Here is a 17984-nt window from a genome sequence, read left to right on the forward strand (position 1 = left end):
CCAGCCCGATCCCGACGAAACACCCCGTGACCGCCTGCGAAGCCGAGCGAGAAGAAGCCGGAGCCCCCATGCCGTACGAGAACCCCCACACCCGCCGCCCGTCCCTCGAACCCGTCGCCCGGCTCCGCGCCCTGCGCTCCGTCGAGCTCCGCACCCCCGCCTTCACCGAGTCCGCCGACTTCTACCGCGAGGTCTGGGGCCTGGAACCCGTCGAACAGGAAGCGGACGCCACCTGGCTGCGCGGCACCGGAGAGGAACACCACGTCCTCCACCTCAGCCGTGGCGAAGGCAACGGCCTCGGCCGCATCACCTTCGCCGTCGCCACTCCCGCCGAGATCGACGAGGCCGCCCGCCGGCTCCTCGCCCGTGGCATCGTCCCCGTCGCAGGGCCCGGCCCCCTCGACCAGGTCGGCGGCGGCTACGGACTCCGCTTCACCGACCCCGAGGGCCGGCTGATCGAACTCAGCGCCCAGACCCACGCCGTCACCCCCCGCGGCCGCGACGCCGCCGTCCCCGTCGGCGTCACCCACACCGTCCTCAACACCACGGACATCGACGCCGCCGTCGCCTTCTACACCTCGGTCCTCGGCCTGCGCGTCTCCGACTGGTCCGAACACCGGATGGCGTTCCTGCGCTGCAACGCCGACCACCACTGCATCGCGTTCAACCAGGCCGAGTGGACGTCTCTCAACCACGTCGCCTACGAGATGACGTCCGTCGACCACTTCATGCGAGGCCTCGGCCGCCTCCGCCACCACGGCATCAACCCCCAGTGGGGGCCCGGCCGGCACGGCCCCGGCAACAACACCTTCTCGTACTTCACCGACCCCGCAGGACTCGTCTGCGAATACACCTCCGAGGTCGCCCAGATCGTCGAGGACACCTGGATCGCCAAGGTCTGGCGCCGCACCCCCGACCTCTCCGACCTCTGGGGAACCGCCGGCCCGCCCTCGGCCGCCATCCGCTGCCACATGGCAGGCACTCCCGACCCCGGCCCCCTCGCCACCCCCACCGACGCTCCAGAAGAGGTGACCGCATGACCTCCACCCTCACCCCCCGGCCGGACACCCCCACCCGCCCCGCCCGCCGCATCGGCCTCGTCGGCTGGGGAGCCATCGGACGCGTCGTCGGCACCGCACTCGCCGAAGGCCACATCCCCGGCGCCGAACTCACCTGCATCATCGACAACCGCCCCCTCGTCGACGCCCCCGCACCCCAGCTCTCCTTCGAGGACGCCCTCACCGTCTGCGACCTCATCGTCGAAGCAGCGGGCCAGGCAGTCGTACGGGAATGGGCCGAGCGCGTCCTCGACAGCGGCGCAGACCTGCTGATCGCCTCCACCGGCGCCCTCGTCGACCCCGACCTCACCGACCGGCTGCGCGCCGCCGGACCCGGACGCGTCTACTTCACCGGCGGAGCCGTCGGCGGACTCGACCTCCTCCAGGCCGTCCGCGGACTCGGCCCCCTCACCTCCGTCACCCTCACCACCACCAAACTCCCGAGCACCCTCCACCAGCCGTGGATGGACGCCGAACTCACCGAACGGCTGCGGACCACCACCGAACCCGTCGAGGTGATGCGCGGCACCGCGATCGACGTCCCGGTGAGATTCCCCAAGTCGACCAACGTCGCCGCATCCGTCGCCCTCGCCACCGGCGACCCCGCCCTCGTCGAGGTCGTCGTCGTCGCCGACCCGGCCGCCACCCTCACCCGCCACGTCATCGATGCGGCCGGCCCGCACGGCACGTACCGCTTCGAGGTCGCCCACCGGCCCGACGAGGCCAACCCCGCCACCAGCCAGGTCGTCCCGCACGCCGTGCTCCGCAGCCTCGGCGCCGTCGTCGGCCGGGCAGGACAGATCCTGTGACCGCGACGGGCGGGGCAGATCCTGTGACCGCGACGGGCGGGACGGATTCTGTGACCGCGACGGGCGGGGCAGATCCTGTGACCTCCACGACCCGCCCGGAGGCCGCACCGGCCGCCGTCGGCCCCGCCGCCCCCGCCGCGGGGGCCGTCCACACCCGGGAAGCCGGCGACCCCGACGCCCCGCTCCTGCTCTGCCTCCACGGCATCGGCTCCTCCTCCGCCGCCTTCACCCCCCAACTCGACGGACTCGCCGACCAGGTGCGCATCGTGGCCTGGGACGCCCCCGGCTACGCCGACTCCGCCGACCCCGCCCACGCCCCCGGCCTCGACGGCTACGCCGACACCGCCGCCGCCCTCATCCGTCAACACGGCGCCCCCGCCCACGTCCTCGGCGTCTCCTGGGGCGGAGTCATCGCACTGCGCCTCGCCACCCGCCACCCGGACCTCGTCGCCTCCCTGATCGTCGCCGACTCCAGCCGCGGCTCCGGAACGCACCCGGACAAGGCCCGCGCCATGCGCGAGCGCGCCGGACAACTCGCCGACCAGGGACCCGGAACCTTCGCCGCCGCCCGCGGACCACGCCTCGTCTCCGCCGCCGCACCCCCCGGCCTCGTCGAACGCGTCGTCGCCACCATGGCCGCCTCCGTCCGCACCCCCGGCTACGGATACGCCGCCGCATCCATGGCCGAAGCCGACCTCACCGACGACCTGCCCGCCATCACCGCACCGGCCCTCGTCCTGTGCGGCGAACAGGACACCGTCACCGGCACCGACGAGTCACAGGCCATCGCCGGCGGACTCACCGGATCCGTGTACGTCACCCTCTCCGGCGCCGGACACCTCTCCAACCAGGAACGCCCCGAGGCCTTCAACGCCTGGGTCCGCGCCCACCTCCACGTCGTCGCCCGCCTACCCGCGTAACGACGCAGCCACCACCCACACCCACCACCGAACCAAGGAGCATCCCGTGCCCATCGACAACACCCCGTACGAGACCGACGGCGACCTCGCGAAGTTCACCGACTCCCTCATCGCCACGAAGGACTCCCGCGAGCCCGACTGGAACACCCTCTCCTTCCAGGAGAAGGCCGGCGCCCAGTACCGCCGCGCCCAGATCCGCTACGTCGGCTCCGGCGCCACCGGCAACCACGAGAACGACAACCGCATCCTGCCCTCCGGCGGCTTCACCCTCTCCAACATGCTGCTCCCGCCGGGCGCCGAAGGCCCCGAGCACACCCACCACGACGTCGAGGAGGCCTTCTTCGTCCTGGAAGGCCAGGTCAAGGTCGGCATCCACCGCGGCGCCGACGAGGCCGAATACCGCACCCTCGGCTACCGCGACATGATCGTCGTCCCCGCCGGAGTCGCCCGCTCCCTGAAGAACGAGGGCGACACCGACGCCCTGTTCTGCGTCATCATCGGTACCCGGAAACCGCAGGTCCCCACCTACCCCGAGCACTCCCCGATGCACGGCATCACCCGCGACTGATGGCCACCGACGACACCCCCCGCACGGTCGTCGTCACCGGCGCCGGCCGCGGCCTGGGACTGGCCGCGGCCCGCCGGATCGGCAACGACGGCCACCGCGTCGTCATCGCCGAACTCGACGAGACCACCGGCCGACAGGCCGCCCACGACCTGCGCGCCGAGGGCATCACCGCCGACTTCCACCCGCTCGACGTCGCCGACCCGGAATCCGTCACCGCACTCGCCGCCACCCTCACCGGAGACGGCACCCGGCTGTACGGACTGGTCAACAACGCCGGACTCGCCAACGCGGTGGGCGGCAAACCCTTCCACGAGATCGACGTCGAAGCCTGGGACCGCATCATGACGGTCAACGCCCGCGGCCCCTGGCTCGTCGCCCGCGCCCTCCTCCCTCTCATGCGGGAACACGGCAGCGGACGCATCGTCAACCTCGCCTCGGACGCCGCCCTGTACGGCTCACCCCGGCTCGCCCACTACATCGCCTCCAAGGGCGCCGTCATCTCCCTGACCCGGGCCATGGCACGCGAGACCGGCGACTACGGCATCACCGTCAACGCCGTCGCCCCCGGCCTCACCGAAGGGGAGTCCGCCGTCGGCATCCCCGCCGAACGCCACGAGCTGTACCGCCTGAACCGGGCGATCTCCCGGCCCCAGCAACCGGCCGACCTCGTCGGCCTCATCGCCTTCCTCATCGGCGACGAGTCCGGCTACATGACCGGCCAGACCTTCGCGGTCAACGGCGGCTTCACGATGCACTGAGCCGAACCGGTCCAAGCCCGTCCGGCGATTGAGGACACCCCCGCACCGGGGGCCCCGGTACCCCCGCGGAGCGCCCCGCGCACCCAGACCGAAAGGAGCACCCGCCCCATGGACCTCCGCCTGAAAGGCCGCCGCATCCTCGTCACCGGCGGCAGCTCCGGAGTCGGCCTCGCCACAGTCCGCATGCTGCTCGCCGAAGGCGCCCGCGTCGCCACCTGCGGCCGCCGCGCCGACGCCCTCACCACCGCCCTCGACGGACTCGCCGGCCCCGAATCGCTCTACCACGCCCCCTGCGACGTACGCGACGAAGCCGCCGTACAGGCCTTCACCGAGAACGCGGCGACCCGCCTCGGCGGCCTCGACGGACTCGTCAACAACGCCGGCGCCTCCCGGATGAAACCCTTCGCCGAGACCACCGCCGACGACTGGCGCGACGAACTCGAACTCAAGTTCTTCGGCGTCCTCAACCCCCTCAACGCCGCCCTGCCCCACCTGCGCGCCTCCGGCAACGCCTCCGTCGTCAACATCAACGCCGTCCTCGCCAAACAGCCCGAGACCGCACTGATGACGACCAGCGCCGCCCGCGCCGGCATCCTCAACCTCTCCACCTCCCTGTCCAGGGAACTCGCCCCCGACGGCATCCGCGTCAACTCCGTCTGCCTCGGCCTCGTCGACACCGGACAGTGGGAACGCCGCCACGCCGCCTCCGACAGCCCCCTCGACTACCCCGCCTGGCAGGCCGGACTCGCAGCCGACCGCGGCATCGCGCTCGGCCGCCTCGGCAACGCCGACGAAGTCGCGTACGCCGTCACCGCCCTCCTCTCACCCAGGGCCTCGTACATCACCGGCACCACCGTCGACGTCTGCGGCGGCCTCAACCGCGCCATCGCGTAACACCCCACCCCACCCACTTCAGGAGCACCCGACATGAACCGACCCAACGGCGGCGACCTGCTCGTCGAGACGCTGCGCGGACTCGGCGTCGACACGGTGTTCGGCATCGTCAGCGTGCACAACCTGCCGCTCGTCGAAGCCGTCGACCGCGACCTGCGCTTCGTCCCCGTCCGCCACGAAGCCGCCGCAGTCAACGCCGCCGACGGCTACGCCCGCGCCACCGGCAACCTCGGCTGCGCCCTCACCAGCACCGGCACGGGAGCGGGCAACGCCGCAGGATCCCTCATCGAATCCCTGAGCTCCGGCACCCCCGTCCTCCACATCACCGGACAGATCGACAGCGAACACCTCGGCTCCGGACGCGGCTTCATCCACGAGACCAAGGACCAGCTCGGCATGCTCCGCGCGGTCTCCACCCACGCCGTCACCGTCACCGACGCCGCCGACGCCGGCGACATCCTCCGCGACGCAGCGGCCCGCGCCCTCACCGCACCGCACGGACCGGTCAGCGTCGAATGGCCCATCGACCTGCAGTTCGCCCCCCAACAGCTCACCGGCACCCCCGTCCCGAAGGCGGCCACCCCCGCCCTGCCCGACCCGGCACTCCTCGACCGGGCCGCCGCCCTGCTGTCCGCCGCCCACCGCCCCCTCGTCTGGGCCGGCGGCGGAGCCAACAGCGCCCGCCCCGAACTCGCCGCACTCCTGGACGCGCTGAACGCCGGACTCGTCACCTCCAACTCCGGCCGCGGCTCCGTCCCCGAGACCGACGACCGCGTCCTCGGCAACTACGCCACCGCACCCGCCGGCCGCGCCCTGCTCGCCGAAGCCGACGTCCTGCTCTCCATCGGCACCCACTTCCGCTCCAACGAAACCGCCGACTACAGCCTCGAACTCCCCGCAGTCCACATCCAGATCGACCTCGACCCGGCCGCCCCCGGCCGCGTCCACCCCGCCACCTGCGCCCTCCACGGCGACGCCGCCACCGTCCTCGCCGCACTCCTGGGACGAGTCACCAGCGGAGGTACGGAGACGAGCTGGCCCGACCGCGTACGCAAGGCCCGCACCGACGCACGCACCGCACAACGCCACGCCATCGGCCCCCAGGCCGCGATCAACGACGCCGTCCGCGACGCCTGCCCGCCCGGATCCGTCATCGCCCGCGACGTCACCATCCCCTCCTCCACCTGGGGAAACCGCCTCCTGGAGATCACCGACCCGGCCACCAACGTCTTCCCCCGCGGCGGCGGCATCGGCCAGGGCCTCGCCATGGGCATCGGAGCCGCACTCGGCCGCCCCGGCACCCCCACCGTCGTCATCGCAGGCGACGGCGGACTCGCCGTCCACCTCGGCGAACTCCTCACCCTCGCCCAGGAGAAGCCCGACCTCACCCTTCTCGTCTTCAACGACGGCGGCTACGGCGTCCTGCGCAACATGCAGGACAACCACTTCCCCCGCCGCTCCGGAGTCGACCTCACCACCCCCGACTTCGCCCTCCTCGCCGCCGCCGTGGGCCTCCCGTACGCACGGATCGCCGCCGAAGCCGACGCCGGACCCGTCATCAAGGAGGCCATCGCCTCCCCGGGCCCCACCCTCGTCGAGATCGACCTCACCGCACTCGGCCCGATGAACACCCCGTTCACCCCGCCCGTCAAGCTCCCCGCCACCGCCACCGATACCTCTGGAGAAGGAGGCAACCCGTCATGACGCCCGCCGAGGAACCCCGGCTCGACCTGCTCGTCCACCGCATGACCTGGGAGGCCGACGGCGTACTGAGCATCGAACTCACCCACCCGGACCACGCCCCGCTCCCCGCCTGGCAGCCCGGCGCCCACATCGACGTACACACCGGCGGACACATCCGCCAGTACTCCCTGTGCTCCGACCCCGCCGACACCACCCACTGGCGCATCGGCATCCTCCGCGAACCAGCCTCCCGCGGCGGCTCCGCCCACGTTCACACCCAGCTCCGCCCCGGCCAGACCCTCCACGTCCAGGGCCCCCGCAACCACTTCGAGCTCGACACCACGGGCGACGCCACCGGCTACCTCTTCATCGCAGGCGGCATCGGCATCACCCCGATCCTCGCCATGGCCCGCGAGGCCACCCGCAACGGCACACCCTGGCGCCTCGTCCACGGCGGCCGCACCCGCACCTCCATGGCCTTCGGCGCAGAACTCGCCGCACTCGCCGAACTGCCCGGCGGATCCGTCGAACTCGTCCCCCAGGACGAACACGGCCACATCGACCTCGACACCCTCATCGGCGACCTGCCGCCGGGCACCCAGGTCTACTGCTGCGGCCCCGAACCCCTCCTCGCCGCCGTCGAGGAACGCTGCCCCGACGCCCGCACCGAACGCTTCGCCGCACCCGTCACCGCACCCCGCGACGGCGAGGACAGCAGCTTCGACATCGTCTGCTCGCGCACCGGACGCACCGTCGAAGTCGGCCCCGGCACCACCGCCCTCGACGCACTGGAGAACGCCGGCATCCCCGTCACCTCCTCCTGCCGCGACGGCATCTGCGGAACCTGCGAGACCAAGGTCCTCGAAGGCACCCCCGACCACCGCGACTTCCTGCTCACCGAAACCGAACGCGAAGCCGGCGCCTCGATGATGCTCTGCGTCTCCCGCGCCCGCACCCCCCGCCTCGTACTCGACCTCTGAACCACCCCCCGAAGGGAGCCGACATGACCAGCCAGACCACCCCGCAGTACCTCAACCCGAACCAGGCACGCACCGCCGAGCCCACCCCGTACGAGAAGAAGCTCGCCGCGGTGATCGAGGAAGTCTTCGGCAGCGGAGCCCACGACCTGCCCGGCCTCGTCGCCGGACTCAACGCCCGCGACCTGCCCGCCCCCGACGGCAGTCCGTGGACCGAGGAAACCTTCCGTAACGAGATGCGACGCCTGGGAGCGTGAGACGACCATGACCACCGACACCCCCACCGCGGACCCGGGCACCCCCACCCGCCCCTCCGAAGTCGCCCGCCCCGGCAACCGCACCGCCGACCGGCTCTTCGCCACCGGCATCCGCAACCAGTGGTACGCCGTCTGCCCCTCCGGCCTCGTCCCCGCCGGAGGCATGAAGCGCCTCACCCTCCTCGGCGAGGAATGGCTCCTCTTCCGCCGCGCCGACGGCACCCTCCACATGCTGGAGGACCGCTGCCCCCACCGCGGCGCCCGCCTCTCCCTCGGCAAACACCTCGGCGACCGCATCGCCTGCTGGTACCACGGCGTCCAGGTCGACGGCACCGGAACAGTCGCCGCCGTACCCGGCCTGCCCGGCTGCAACCTCGAAGGCAAGCAGCTCGTCGCCGCACCCCACGTCATCGAGACCGCCGGCGGCATCCTCGCCTACTTCGGCGACAACGAGCACCCCGAACCGGCACCACTCGTGCTGCCCGAACACCTCACCGACCCCGGCACCTCCGCATTCCTCTGCTACGCCGAGTGGAACGTCAACTGGCGCTACGCGGTGGAGAACCTGCTCGACCCCATGCACGGTTCGTTCCTCCACCGCGACTCGCACAGCATGGCCGAGGGGCAGACCACCGCACGCTTCCGCATCCGCGAGACCGAGCGCGGGTTCTTCTTCGAGAAGACCGACCAGAGCGGCGTCAACTTCGACTGGGTCGAGCTCTGCCGCACCGGCGTCGACTGGGTCGACCTCACCATCCCCTACCCGCCGACCGCCGGCCCCGGAGGCCCCTTCGGCATCGTCGGCATGGCCACCCCCATCGACGAGAACCGCTGCGCCGTCTTCTTCTGGCGCTACCGCAAGGTGACGGACTGGCAGCGTGACACCTGGCGCTTCCTCTACAGGACGCTCCTGGAGGACCGCCACTGGGACGTCCTCGAACAGGACCGCATCATGCTGGAGGACCTGCGCACCGACGCCGACCAGGCGGAGAACCTCTACCAGCACGACCTCGGCGTGGTCCGGGTCCGCCGCATGTACCGCACAGAAGCGGAAACCCAGGCGGCGACGGCCTGACCCATGTCCTCAATCGCCGGCACGACCAATCCGGACACCGGCAGAGTCGGCCCGTCCGGCGATTGAGGGCATACGGTGCTTCGGGCTCCGACACGGTCGACGCAAGCCTGTCACCGGCACAATCAAGCCCGTCCGGCGATTGAGGACACCTTCGCACGGGGTGACGGTGCCCGAACTCAAGCCCGTCCGGCGATTGAGGACACGCCCCGCCCCGAGGTACCGGTGCCCCGCGGAGCGACCCCCGCGGAGCGAACTACTCGCCCGACTCCGCCGCCAGCACAGACCGCTCCAGCTTCTCCAGCAGCCCCGCCAACTGCGCGCACTCCGCCGCCGTCAGCCCCCCCAGCATCCGCCGCTCATTGTCCAGATGCTCCGAGAACAGCTCGTCGATCACCGACAGGCCCTCGTCCGTCAGCCGCGAATGCACCACCCGGCGGTCCTGCGGATCCCGCTCCCGCCGGATCAGCCCGTCCTTCTCCAGCCGGTCGATCCGCAGCGTCACCCCCGCCGAACTGATCAGCCCGGAATCGGCCAGCTCACCCGCCGTACGCCGGAACGGCGCCCCCGCCCTGCGCAGCGCCGTCAGCACATCGAAGCCGGCCATCGACAGCCCCTTGCGCTCCACCGGCCGCGAGATCGCCGCGCTGTACCGCAGGAACGCCCGATGCAGACGGCCGAACACCTCCAGCGGAGCCGTATCCAGCTCAGGCCGCTCCCGCCGCCAGTCCGCCACGATCGACGCCACCGCATCCTGCCGCGGCGCGGACCCCGCGGACCCCACGGACCCCGCGTTATCCCCGGCAGCGCCGGAACTCGCGGAAGCCTGCTTCTTCGCCATCCCGGGCACTCCTCCGTGCAGGTACAACGTCGTCAAGAATCTTAGCCCTCAAAGGACCGGGCCGGACCCGTCAGCCCAGCGAGAACCCGCCTGCACTCCGCCCACCGCATACGGCAGCATGGCTCCCATGTCCGTACTGATGCGCGATGAAGCGCAGGCCCGAGCCCAGTTCCTCGACGTACAGCGGTACGCGGTCGACCTCGATCTGACCGCGGGGGAGGAGACCTTCGACTCCCGAACCGTCATCCAGTTCACCGCCCTCGCCGACGGTGACACCTTCGTCGAGATCAAGCCCGCCACCTTGCGCTCCATCAGCCTCGACGGGCACGCACTGGACCCCGCGGACCTCGACGGGAACCGCTTCCCCCTCACCGGCCTCACCGCCGGCTCCCACGAACTGCGCATCGACGCCGCCATGCGCTACTCCCGCACCGGCGAAGGCATGCACCGCTTCACCGACCCCACCGACAACGAGACCTACGTCTACACCCAGCTCTTCATGGAGGACGTCCAGCGCGTCTTCGCCGCGTTCGACCAGCCCGACCTCAAATCCGTCTTCGCGCTCACCGTCACAGCCCCCGAAGGCTGGACCGTCCTCGGCAACGGCATCGCCGAGCACACCGGCGACGGCCGCTGGACCCTCGCCCCCACACCGCCCGTCTCCACCTACCTCGTCGCCGTCGCCGCAGGCCCCTGGCACTCCGTGACCACCGAACACGCCGGACTGCCCTTCGGCATCCACTGCCGCCGCTCCCTCGCGCCCCACCTCGACGCCGACGCCGACGAGATCCTCGACATCACCCGCGCCTGCTTCGACCGGTTCCACGAGAAGTTCGACGAGCCCTACCCCTTCGACTCCTACGACCAGGCCTTCGTCCCCGAATTCAACGCGGGCGCCATGGAGAACCCCGGCCTCGTCACCTTCCGCGACGAATTCATCTACCGCTCCGCCGTCACCGACACCGAACGCCAGACCCGCGGCATGGTCATCGCCCACGAAATGGCCCACATGTGGTTCGGCGACCTCGTCACGCTCACCTGGTGGGACGACATCTGGCTCAACGAGTCCTTCGCCGAGTACATGGGCTACCAGACCCTCGCCGAAGCCACGCGCTTCACCGACACCTGGGTCGACTTCGGCGTCGCCCGCAAGGGCTGGGGATACGACGCCGACCAGCGCCCCTCCACCCACCCCGTCGCCCCCGACCCCGCCGCCGTCCCCGACACCGCGTCCGCGATGCTCAACTTCGACGGCATCTCCTACGCCAAGGGCGCCTCCGCCCTGCGCCAACTCGTCGCCTGGCTCGGCGAGAAGGACTTCCTGGCCGGCATCAACACCCACTTCGCCCGCCACAGGTTCGGCAACGCCACCCTCGCCGACTTCATCGACAACCTCGCCTCAGCCACCGACCGCGACGTCCACGCCTGGGCCGACCAGTGGCTGCGCACCACCGGGGTCGACACCCTCACCCCACACCTCACCGAGACCGACACCACCTGGTCCCTCACCGTCGACCACCAGGGCACCCGCCCCCACCGCATCACCGTCGGCACCTACGACCACGCCATCGACACCCAGTCCGGCCCCGACCGCCTCGTCCTGCGCGACCGCTTCGACATCGGCATCCCCCAGGAGAGCAACCCCCGGCCGAGCACAACCCAGGACGGCGACAGCACCACCCAGGACGGCGACACCACCACCCGCCCCGGACGCCGCCCCGCACTCGTCGTCCTCAACGACCTCGACCTCACCTACGCCAAGATCCGCCTCGACCCCGGCTCCTGGAACACCCTCCTGCACAGCCTCTCCGGCATCCCCGACGCCCTCACCCGCGCCGTCGTCTGGAACGCCGCCCGCGACATGGTCCGAGACGGCGAACTTGCCCCCGCCACCTACCTCGAAGCCGCCCGCACCCACCTCCCGCACGAAACCGACCTGGCCCTCCTCCAAGGCGTCCTCGCCTTCGCCGACACCCAGATCGCCGCACGCTACGTCACCCCCGAGGACCGCCCCACCGCCCTCGCCACCCTCACCGCCCTCACCCGCGACCTCATCCGCCGCACCGAGGACGGCACCCAACCCGGCCTCCGCCTCACCGCCGTACGCCACTTCATCGACGCCGCCACCCAGCCCGACACCATCCACGGCTGGCTCACCGACGGCACCGTCCCCGGCGGCCCCGAACTCGACCCCGAACTGCGCTGGCGCATCCTCACCCGCCTCGCCGTCCTCGGCGCCACCGACGAAACCGCGATCGCCGCCGAACTCGAAGCCGACCCCAGCGCCACCGGCCAGGAAGGCGCCGCCCGCTGCCGCGCCGCACTGCCCACCGCCGAGGCCAAGGCCGCCGCCTGGCACGCCATGTTCACCGACGACAGCCTCTCCAACTACCTGTTCACCGCCACCGCCCAAGGCTTCTGGCAGCCCGAACAGACCGACCTCGTCACCACCTACGTACCCCGCTACTACCCCGAAGCCACCGCCCTCGCCGTACGCCGCGGCCCCGCCATCGCCGAAGCCGCCGGACGCTACGCCTTCCCCGCCTACGCCATCGACGCCGACAGCCTCCACCTCGGCGAACAAGCCCTCACCGACCAGGCCCTCATCCCCGCCCTGCGCCGCAAACTCGCCGACCAGATCGACGACCTGAGCCGCGCCCTCACCGTCCGCAACGCCCACTGACCCAAACCCCGCACCACCCCGAACACCCCCCCCCGCACCACCCCACATCACCCCGCACCACCCGTGCCCGGCCCGCCCTCACCCCGAGGGCGCGCCGGGCACACCCATGTACGGACCCACCACCGCACACCTCGACCACCCGACCCACTACCACCCGGACCCCCCACCAACACCCCCCAAGCGCCCACCCATCCCCCTTTCGAGTTCAGATCACCAGGCTCCCCGGCAACGCCCACCGAAACCCGGACAAGCTGGCATGTCGTCCACCCGTGCGCACCCGAAGGGCCCCCCACCCATGCCCACCCCACCCCTCGCCGGATCCACCACCGGCCCCACCGCCCTGCGCCCCCTCATCGACACCGTCCTCACCGCACTCCAGGAAGGCGCCCGCCGCCGAAACGGCCCCCTCCCCGCCGGCGGACCCGACACCGTCACCGCACACACACGCGCCGCCCTCGACCCCGTCATCCCCGAACACGGAACCGGCCCCCACCACGCCCTCGCCACCCTCATCGGCGCCCTCACCGAAGGCGCCGCAGACCCCGCAGACCCCCTCTGCGCAGCCCACCTCCACACCCCACCCCTCGCCCTCGCCGCCGCCGCCGACCTCGCCGCCTCCGCCCTCAACCCCTCCATGGACTCCTGGGACCAGGCCCCCGCCGCCTCCACCCTCGAAGCCGACACCACCGCAGCACTCGCCGCCGAGATCTACCCCCACCACACCCACCCCGACGCCCTCATCACCACCGGCGGCACCGAAGCCAACCAAATCGCCCTGCTCCTCGCCCGCGAACGCCACGGCCCCGTCCAGACCATCTGCGGCACCAACGCCCACCACAGCATCACCCGCGCCGCCTGGCTCCTCGGCCTCCCCACCCCCCTCACCGTCCCCGCCCCCCACGGCACCCTCGACCTCACCGCCCTGGCCGACACCCTCACCCGCCACCACGGACGAACACCCCTCCTCGTCACCGCCACCGCAGGAACCACCGACACCGGCCAGATCGACCCCCTCACCGACATCGCCGACCTCTGCGACACACACGGCGCCGAACTCCACATCGACGCCGCCTACGGCGGCCCCCTCCTCCTCAGCCCCACCCACCGCCACAAGGTCAACGGCCTCGACCGCGCCCGCAGCGTCACCCTCGACCTCCACAAACTCGGCTGGCAACCCGCATCAGCCGGCATCCTCGCCGTCCCCGACCACCACCACCTCGACGCCCTCCACCACCACGCCCCCTACCTCAACGCCGACGACGACACCCAGGCCGGACTCCCCGACCTCCTCGGCCGCTCCCTCCGCACCACCCGCCGCCCCGACGCACTCAAAATCGCCGTCACCCTCCAAGCACTCGGCCGCACCGGGCTCGCCGACCTCATCGACCGCACCTGCGCCGCCGCCCACCACTTCGCCGACCTCATCACCAAAACCCCCACCCTCGACCTCTACGACCGACCCACCATCACCACCGTCCTCTTCCGCCCCACCAACACCGACGACCACACCGTCGCCACCATCCGCCGCACCCTCCTCACCCGAGGCCACGCCGTACTCGGCCGCACCCGCACCCACGGCCGCCTCTGGCTCAAAGCCACCCTCCTCAACCCCCACACCACCCCCGACGACCTGCAAGAACTCATCGACCTCGTCACCCACCTCACCACCGAACTCACAGAAGGCAGCACGCACCGATGACAGCCCGGCCCGACCGGCCCACCCCCGAAACCGACCAGACACACGACCTCATCGGCATCGGAATCGGCCCCTTCAACCTCTCCCTCGCCGCCCTCGCCCACGGCATCCCCACCCCCATCACCACAGCCTTCTACGAACAACGCCCCGCCTTCCACTGGCACCCCGGCCTCCTCATCGACGGCGCCAGCCTCCAAGTCCCCTTCCTCGCCGACCTCGTCACCCTCGCCGACCCCACCAGCCCCTGGACCCTCCTCAACTACCTACGCACCCGCGACCGGCTCTTCCCCTTCTACTTCGCCGAGCGCTTCCACATCCAACGCACCGAATACGACGCCTACTGCCGCTGGGTCAGCCAACAACTCCCCGGCCTCCACTTCAGCCACCAAGTCGACGCCATCCGCTGGAACCCCGAACACGCCCACTTCGAAGTCGACTTCACCCAACTCGACCCCGACGGCGAAGCCGAAGCCCTGGGCCGCGCCCACACCCGCCACATCGCCCTCGGCATCGGAACCGAACCCCACATCCCCGAACCCCTCAAACCCCTCACCGATGCCGGAACCGTCCCCGTCATCCACTCAGCCGACTACCTCCACCACCGACAACAACTCCTCGAAGCCGAACACATCACCGTCATCGGCTCAGGACAGTCCGGCGCCGAAATCTTCCTCGACCTCCTCCGCGCCCGCCCCGCCGGCCACGAAAAACTCCACTGGCTCGCCCGCACCCCCGCCTTCGCCCCCATGGAGTACTCCAAACTCGGCCTCGAACACTTCACCCCCGACTACACCCGCTACTTCCACGCACTCCCCGAACACGTACGCGACCAACTCGTCCCCCACCAATGGCAACTCCACAAAGGCATCGACCACGACACCATCACCGCCATCCACGACGAGCTCTACCGCCGCACCCTCCACGGAGGCTGGCCCGACGCCACCCTCACCCCCGGCGTCCACGTACGCACCGCAGGCCGCGTAGCCACCACCCGCGTCGAACTCCACCTCGAACACACCCAACAAGGCACCCGCTCCCGCCTCACCACCGACGCAGTCGTCCTCGCCACCGGCTACCACGAACGCCCCCTCGACCACATCCTCGGCAACCTCGGCACCCAACTGCGCCGAGACACCTCCGGACGCCCCCGCATCGACGACCAATACCGCCTCGACCTCGACCCCGCCATCACCGGCAACATCTACGTACAGAACGCCGAACGCCACACCCACGGAGTCGGCGCCCCCGACCTCGGCCTCGCCGCCTGGCGCAGCGCCACCATCCTCAACAACCTCACCGGCACCACCCCCTACCCCCTCCCACAACGCACCGCCTTCACCACCTTCGGCCTCACCCCCCACCACGACATCCCCGCACAGGGCCCCAGCCTCACCCCCCTCGTACAAACCAACTGACCCACCCCACACACAGAGAAGCGGCCGCCCGCCTCCAGCGACCCATCGCCGTCCAGGGAGACACCCACCCTGACGCCGCACTCAAGGAAAAGACCGAGAAGGCGGAAACCGCCGCCCCGGCCACCCGGACACAACCCGGCCCGCCAACCACCCCACCACGCCCCCCCACCACGCCCCCCCCACCACGCCCCCCCCACCACGCCCCCCCACCACGCCCCACCCCGGCCCGACACGCCCGCGGCGTGGCACCCAGACACCTCCTGGACACCACGCCGCCGGCAGAAACCCACAAACCACCGCTACCGATCTAGAACACCGGCACACCATCCCGCGTCAGACGCCAGTCCACCGAAGCGAACTCCGCACCATCCACCGAACCCTTCGCCTGCACCCACGCAATGATCGTGTTCCGGATCTCCTCCGAATTCGCCCACAACTGCTTCGCACCCGGCACATGCGGGAAGTTACCCCCACCACTCGCCCGGTAATTGTTCACCGCCAGCACGAACTGCGCCGCCGGATCAATCGCCTTGCCCTCGAACGACAGACCCACGATCCGCGAACCATTCGGCTTCGCGATGTCGATGTCATACGTCAGACCGGACACCGCGTCGTAGTTGTAGTCGGGGGTGTTGTCCGCATTCGTCAGCTTCGCCGTATCCACCGGAACACCCGCCGCCGTCTGCACGTAATACCGCGCCGAGAACTCCAGATACTCCTTGATCTGCGCACCTGTCAACAACCGCGCCTCAAGCGTGTTCTCGAACGGATACAGACCCGCCGCATCCTTGATCGTCACATTCCCCGCAGGAATCTGCGCCGTACGCGAGAAACACGACGCCTGCGACAACACCGGCAGCGCCGCGTACTCGCCACCCGCCAGCGCCGCCTTCACCGTCTCCGCCTGGACGACATTGATCAGATCGATGATCGGCTCGTCCTTCCACGCCGCCTCGGCCGTCGTCATCGCCGCAGTCGACGTACCGATCACCTGGTTGACGTACGCGACCACCTTCGTGTGCTCGTCCGCCAGCATCCTCGTGATCTTCGGATCCTCAGCCACCGTGTTCGAGTTCAACACCTGCGAACCGGCCTTCTCGACCACCCAGCGACCCTTCTCCCACACCAGGTCGAAGTCGAACAACGTCAACCGCTGCCCCCACTTCAGCGGCTCGGACAGCACCACCTTCTTACCGGTCTGCTTGTTCTCCACGAAATACTCGGGAATCTCCGAATGCGCATGACCCACCAGAATCGCATCGATCCCCGGCACCTGCTCCGCCACCAGACCCGCCGCATTCTCCACATACGGAATCTGGTCACCGTACGACGACGTCCCACTGCTCCCCGAGTGCGCCGACACGATCACCACATCCGCACCCATCGAACGCAGCCGCGGCACATACTTCGCCGCCTGCTCCTCCAGCCCCGGGAACACCATCTTCCCGCCCACGTTCGCCTTGTCCCAGATAGCGATCCCCGGGTTGGTCAGACCAAGAATCGCGACCTTCACATCCCGGCCGTGCGGCGTACGCAGCTTCTTGATCACATACGGCGCGAACGCCGGCCGCAACGTCTTCGCATCCAGCGCGTTCGCACCCAGCAGCGGGAAATCACACTGCTCCTCGAACTTCCGCAGCACCGGAATGCCGTAGTTGAACTCATGATTGCCGAGCGCGGCCGCGTCATAACCGATCGCGTTCATCGCCTGCGCCATCGGGTGCACCGGCCCGCGCTTCGCCGTGATCGGATCGATCTTCGCGTAGTAGTACGACAACTGCGTGCCCTGGATCGTGTCACCCGCGTCGATCATCAGGGTGTTGTGACGGCCCTTCTCCCGACGCACCTGGTCCACCAGCGTCGAGATCTTCGCCAGACCCACATCGTTGTGAGCCTTGTCGTCGAACTCCTTGTCCGTGAAGTAGTCCCAGTTGAAGACGTTCCCGTGCAGGTCCGTCGTCCCCATCACGGTGAACGAGTACCGCTTCTGCGGACGCCCGGGCCCGTGGCCATGCGCCTCGGCAGGCACCGCCCCCGCACCCACCATGGCCACACCGGCACCCGCCGCGGCCGATGTGCCCAGGAACGTCCTTCGGTTCAGCGGCATCTCGTCTCCCACATCTCTGATCTCTCCGTGCACAGTTCTGTCCGCACAACGCGCGTAGACCCCACGCACGCGTGGACAACGCGCGTAGATAATCACCCACGAACCACACCCGGCAACACCCCCAACAGGTTTCTATTCGATGACCACCCGCAGTCACCCCCGCAGCCCCGCAGCCCCGCAGCCCCGGCGTCACCCAGCAGCCGCCCCGCTGCCAACCCTTCCGGCACAACCACTGTCACACCCGAG

Annotated in this window: 15 protein-coding genes; 13 read left to right on the forward strand and 2 right to left on the reverse strand. The window is 70.4% G+C overall.

Annotation, left to right across the window (positions count from 1 at the left end; genetic code table 11):
- The first annotated feature begins 68 nt into the window (after positions 1–68).
- From ABT025_RS01745 to ABT025_RS01790, 10 genes are all read left to right on the forward strand, one after another.
- Entirely contained in the window at positions 69–1040 is a 972-nt protein-coding gene (locus ABT025_RS01745; RefSeq protein WP_350988659.1) for a VOC family protein, read from the forward strand.
- Positions 1037–1867, forward strand: coding sequence for an aspartate dehydrogenase domain-containing protein (locus ABT025_RS01750; protein ID WP_350988661.1), 831 nt, complete (start codon positions 1037–1039; stop codon positions 1865–1867). Before ABT025_RS01745 ends, ABT025_RS01750 begins: the two co-directional genes overlap by 4 nt.
- Positions 1868–1944: 77 nt before the next feature.
- On the forward strand, positions 1945–2787 hold the full coding sequence (locus ABT025_RS01755) for an alpha/beta fold hydrolase (RefSeq protein WP_502971874.1): 843 nt from the start codon (positions 1945–1947) through the stop codon (positions 2785–2787).
- Positions 2788–2833: 46 nt separating this feature from the next.
- Entirely contained in the window at positions 2834–3355 is a 522-nt protein-coding gene (locus tag ABT025_RS01760) for a cupin domain-containing protein (protein WP_502971875.1), read from the forward strand.
- A complete protein-coding gene (locus ABT025_RS01765; protein WP_350988663.1) occupies positions 3355–4113 on the forward strand; it encodes an SDR family oxidoreductase in 759 nt (252 codons plus the stop codon). Before ABT025_RS01760 ends, ABT025_RS01765 begins: the two co-directional genes overlap by 1 nt.
- Positions 4114–4221: 108 nt before the next feature.
- Positions 4222–5007, forward strand: a complete 786-nt coding sequence (locus tag ABT025_RS01770) for an SDR family oxidoreductase (RefSeq protein ID WP_350988665.1) — start codon at positions 4222–4224, stop codon at positions 5005–5007.
- 33 nt (positions 5008–5040) lie between these two features.
- Positions 5041–6711 (forward strand): thiamine pyrophosphate-binding protein, encoded by a 1671-nt coding sequence (locus ABT025_RS01775; protein ID WP_350988667.1) that lies wholly within the window; start codon positions 5041–5043, stop codon positions 6709–6711.
- Positions 6708–7670, forward strand: coding sequence for a PDR/VanB family oxidoreductase (locus ABT025_RS01780; protein WP_350988669.1), 963 nt, complete (start codon positions 6708–6710; stop codon positions 7668–7670). Before ABT025_RS01775 ends, ABT025_RS01780 begins: the two co-directional genes overlap by 4 nt.
- A 23-nt stretch (positions 7671–7693) precedes the next feature.
- Positions 7694–7924, forward strand: a complete 231-nt coding sequence (locus ABT025_RS01785; RefSeq protein WP_350988671.1) for a recombinase-like helix-turn-helix domain-containing protein — start codon at positions 7694–7696, stop codon at positions 7922–7924.
- A gap of 7 nt (positions 7925–7931) precedes the next feature.
- Positions 7932–8999, forward strand: a complete 1068-nt coding sequence (locus ABT025_RS01790; protein ID WP_350988673.1) for a Rieske 2Fe-2S domain-containing protein — start codon at positions 7932–7934, stop codon at positions 8997–8999.
- A gap of 253 nt (positions 9000–9252) precedes the next feature.
- Here the strand turns inward: ABT025_RS01790 and ABT025_RS01795 are convergent, their stop codons facing one another.
- Positions 9253–9837, reverse strand: a complete 585-nt coding sequence (locus ABT025_RS01795; protein ID WP_350988675.1) for a MarR family winged helix-turn-helix transcriptional regulator — start codon at positions 9835–9837, stop codon at positions 9253–9255.
- A 127-nt stretch (positions 9838–9964) separates the two neighbouring features.
- Here ABT025_RS01795 and pepN point away from each other — a divergent pair, with 127 nt between their 5' ends.
- The 3 genes from pepN to ABT025_RS01810 all read left to right on the forward strand — a co-directional run bounded on the left by pepN (position 9965) and on the right by ABT025_RS01810 (position 15631).
- Positions 9965–12520 (forward strand): aminopeptidase N, encoded by a 2556-nt coding sequence (pepN, locus tag ABT025_RS01800; RefSeq protein WP_350988677.1) that lies wholly within the window; start codon positions 9965–9967, stop codon positions 12518–12520.
- A gap of 295 nt (positions 12521–12815) precedes the next feature.
- On the forward strand, positions 12816–14219 hold the full coding sequence (locus ABT025_RS01805) for a pyridoxal phosphate-dependent decarboxylase family protein (RefSeq protein WP_350988679.1): 1404 nt from the start codon (positions 12816–12818) through the stop codon (positions 14217–14219).
- Complete coding sequence (locus ABT025_RS01810) at positions 14216–15631, forward strand: lysine N(6)-hydroxylase/L-ornithine N(5)-oxygenase family protein (RefSeq protein ID WP_350988681.1); 1416 nt, start codon at positions 14216–14218, stop codon at positions 15629–15631. The genes ABT025_RS01805 and ABT025_RS01810 overlap by 4 nt, the downstream gene beginning before the upstream one ends.
- 307 nt (positions 15632–15938) lie before the next feature.
- On the opposite strand, the gene ABT025_RS01815 is transcribed toward ABT025_RS01810, so the two are convergent.
- On the reverse strand, positions 15939–17738 hold the full coding sequence (locus tag ABT025_RS01815) for a bifunctional metallophosphatase/5'-nucleotidase (protein WP_350988934.1): 1800 nt from the start codon (positions 17736–17738) through the stop codon (positions 15939–15941).
- Between the last annotated feature and the right edge of the window lie 246 nt (positions 17739–17984).

Source organism: Streptomyces sp. NPDC002809 (assembly GCF_040295435.1).
GTDB lineage: Bacteria > Actinomycetota > Actinomycetes > Streptomycetales > Streptomycetaceae > Streptomyces.

Coding starts and splice junctions, on each gene's coding strand:
- ABT025_RS01805 (WP_350988679.1), top strand. CDS start 12,816: ATGCCCACCCCACCCCTCGCCGGATCCACCACCGGCCCCACCGCCCTG.
- ABT025_RS01770 (WP_350988665.1), top strand. CDS start 4,222: ATGGACCTCCGCCTGAAAGGCCGCCGCATCCTCGTCACCGGCGGCAGC.
- ABT025_RS01785 (WP_350988671.1), top strand. CDS start 7,694: ATGACCAGCCAGACCACCCCGCAGTACCTCAACCCGAACCAGGCACGC.
- ABT025_RS01765 (WP_350988663.1), top strand. CDS start 3,355: ATGGCCACCGACGACACCCCCCGCACGGTCGTCGTCACCGGCGCCGGC.
- ABT025_RS01790 (WP_350988673.1), top strand. CDS start 7,932: ATGACCACCGACACCCCCACCGCGGACCCGGGCACCCCCACCCGCCCC.
- ABT025_RS01775 (WP_350988667.1), top strand. CDS start 5,041: ATGAACCGACCCAACGGCGGCGACCTGCTCGTCGAGACGCTGCGCGGA.
- pepN (WP_350988677.1), top strand. CDS start 9,965: ATGTCCGTACTGATGCGCGATGAAGCGCAGGCCCGAGCCCAGTTCCTC.
- ABT025_RS01750 (WP_350988661.1), top strand. CDS start 1,037: ATGACCTCCACCCTCACCCCCCGGCCGGACACCCCCACCCGCCCCGCC.
- ABT025_RS01780 (WP_350988669.1), top strand. CDS start 6,708: ATGACGCCCGCCGAGGAACCCCGGCTCGACCTGCTCGTCCACCGCATG.
- ABT025_RS01745 (WP_350988659.1), top strand. CDS start 69: ATGCCGTACGAGAACCCCCACACCCGCCGCCCGTCCCTCGAACCCGTC.
- ABT025_RS01810 (WP_350988681.1), top strand. CDS start 14,216: ATGACAGCCCGGCCCGACCGGCCCACCCCCGAAACCGACCAGACACAC.
- ABT025_RS01795 (WP_350988675.1), bottom strand. CDS start 9,837: ATGGCGAAGAAGCAGGCTTCCGCGAGTTCCGGCGCTGCCGGGGATAAC.
- ABT025_RS01815 (WP_350988934.1), bottom strand. CDS start 17,738: ATGCCGCTGAACCGAAGGACGTTCCTGGGCACATCGGCCGCGGCGGGT.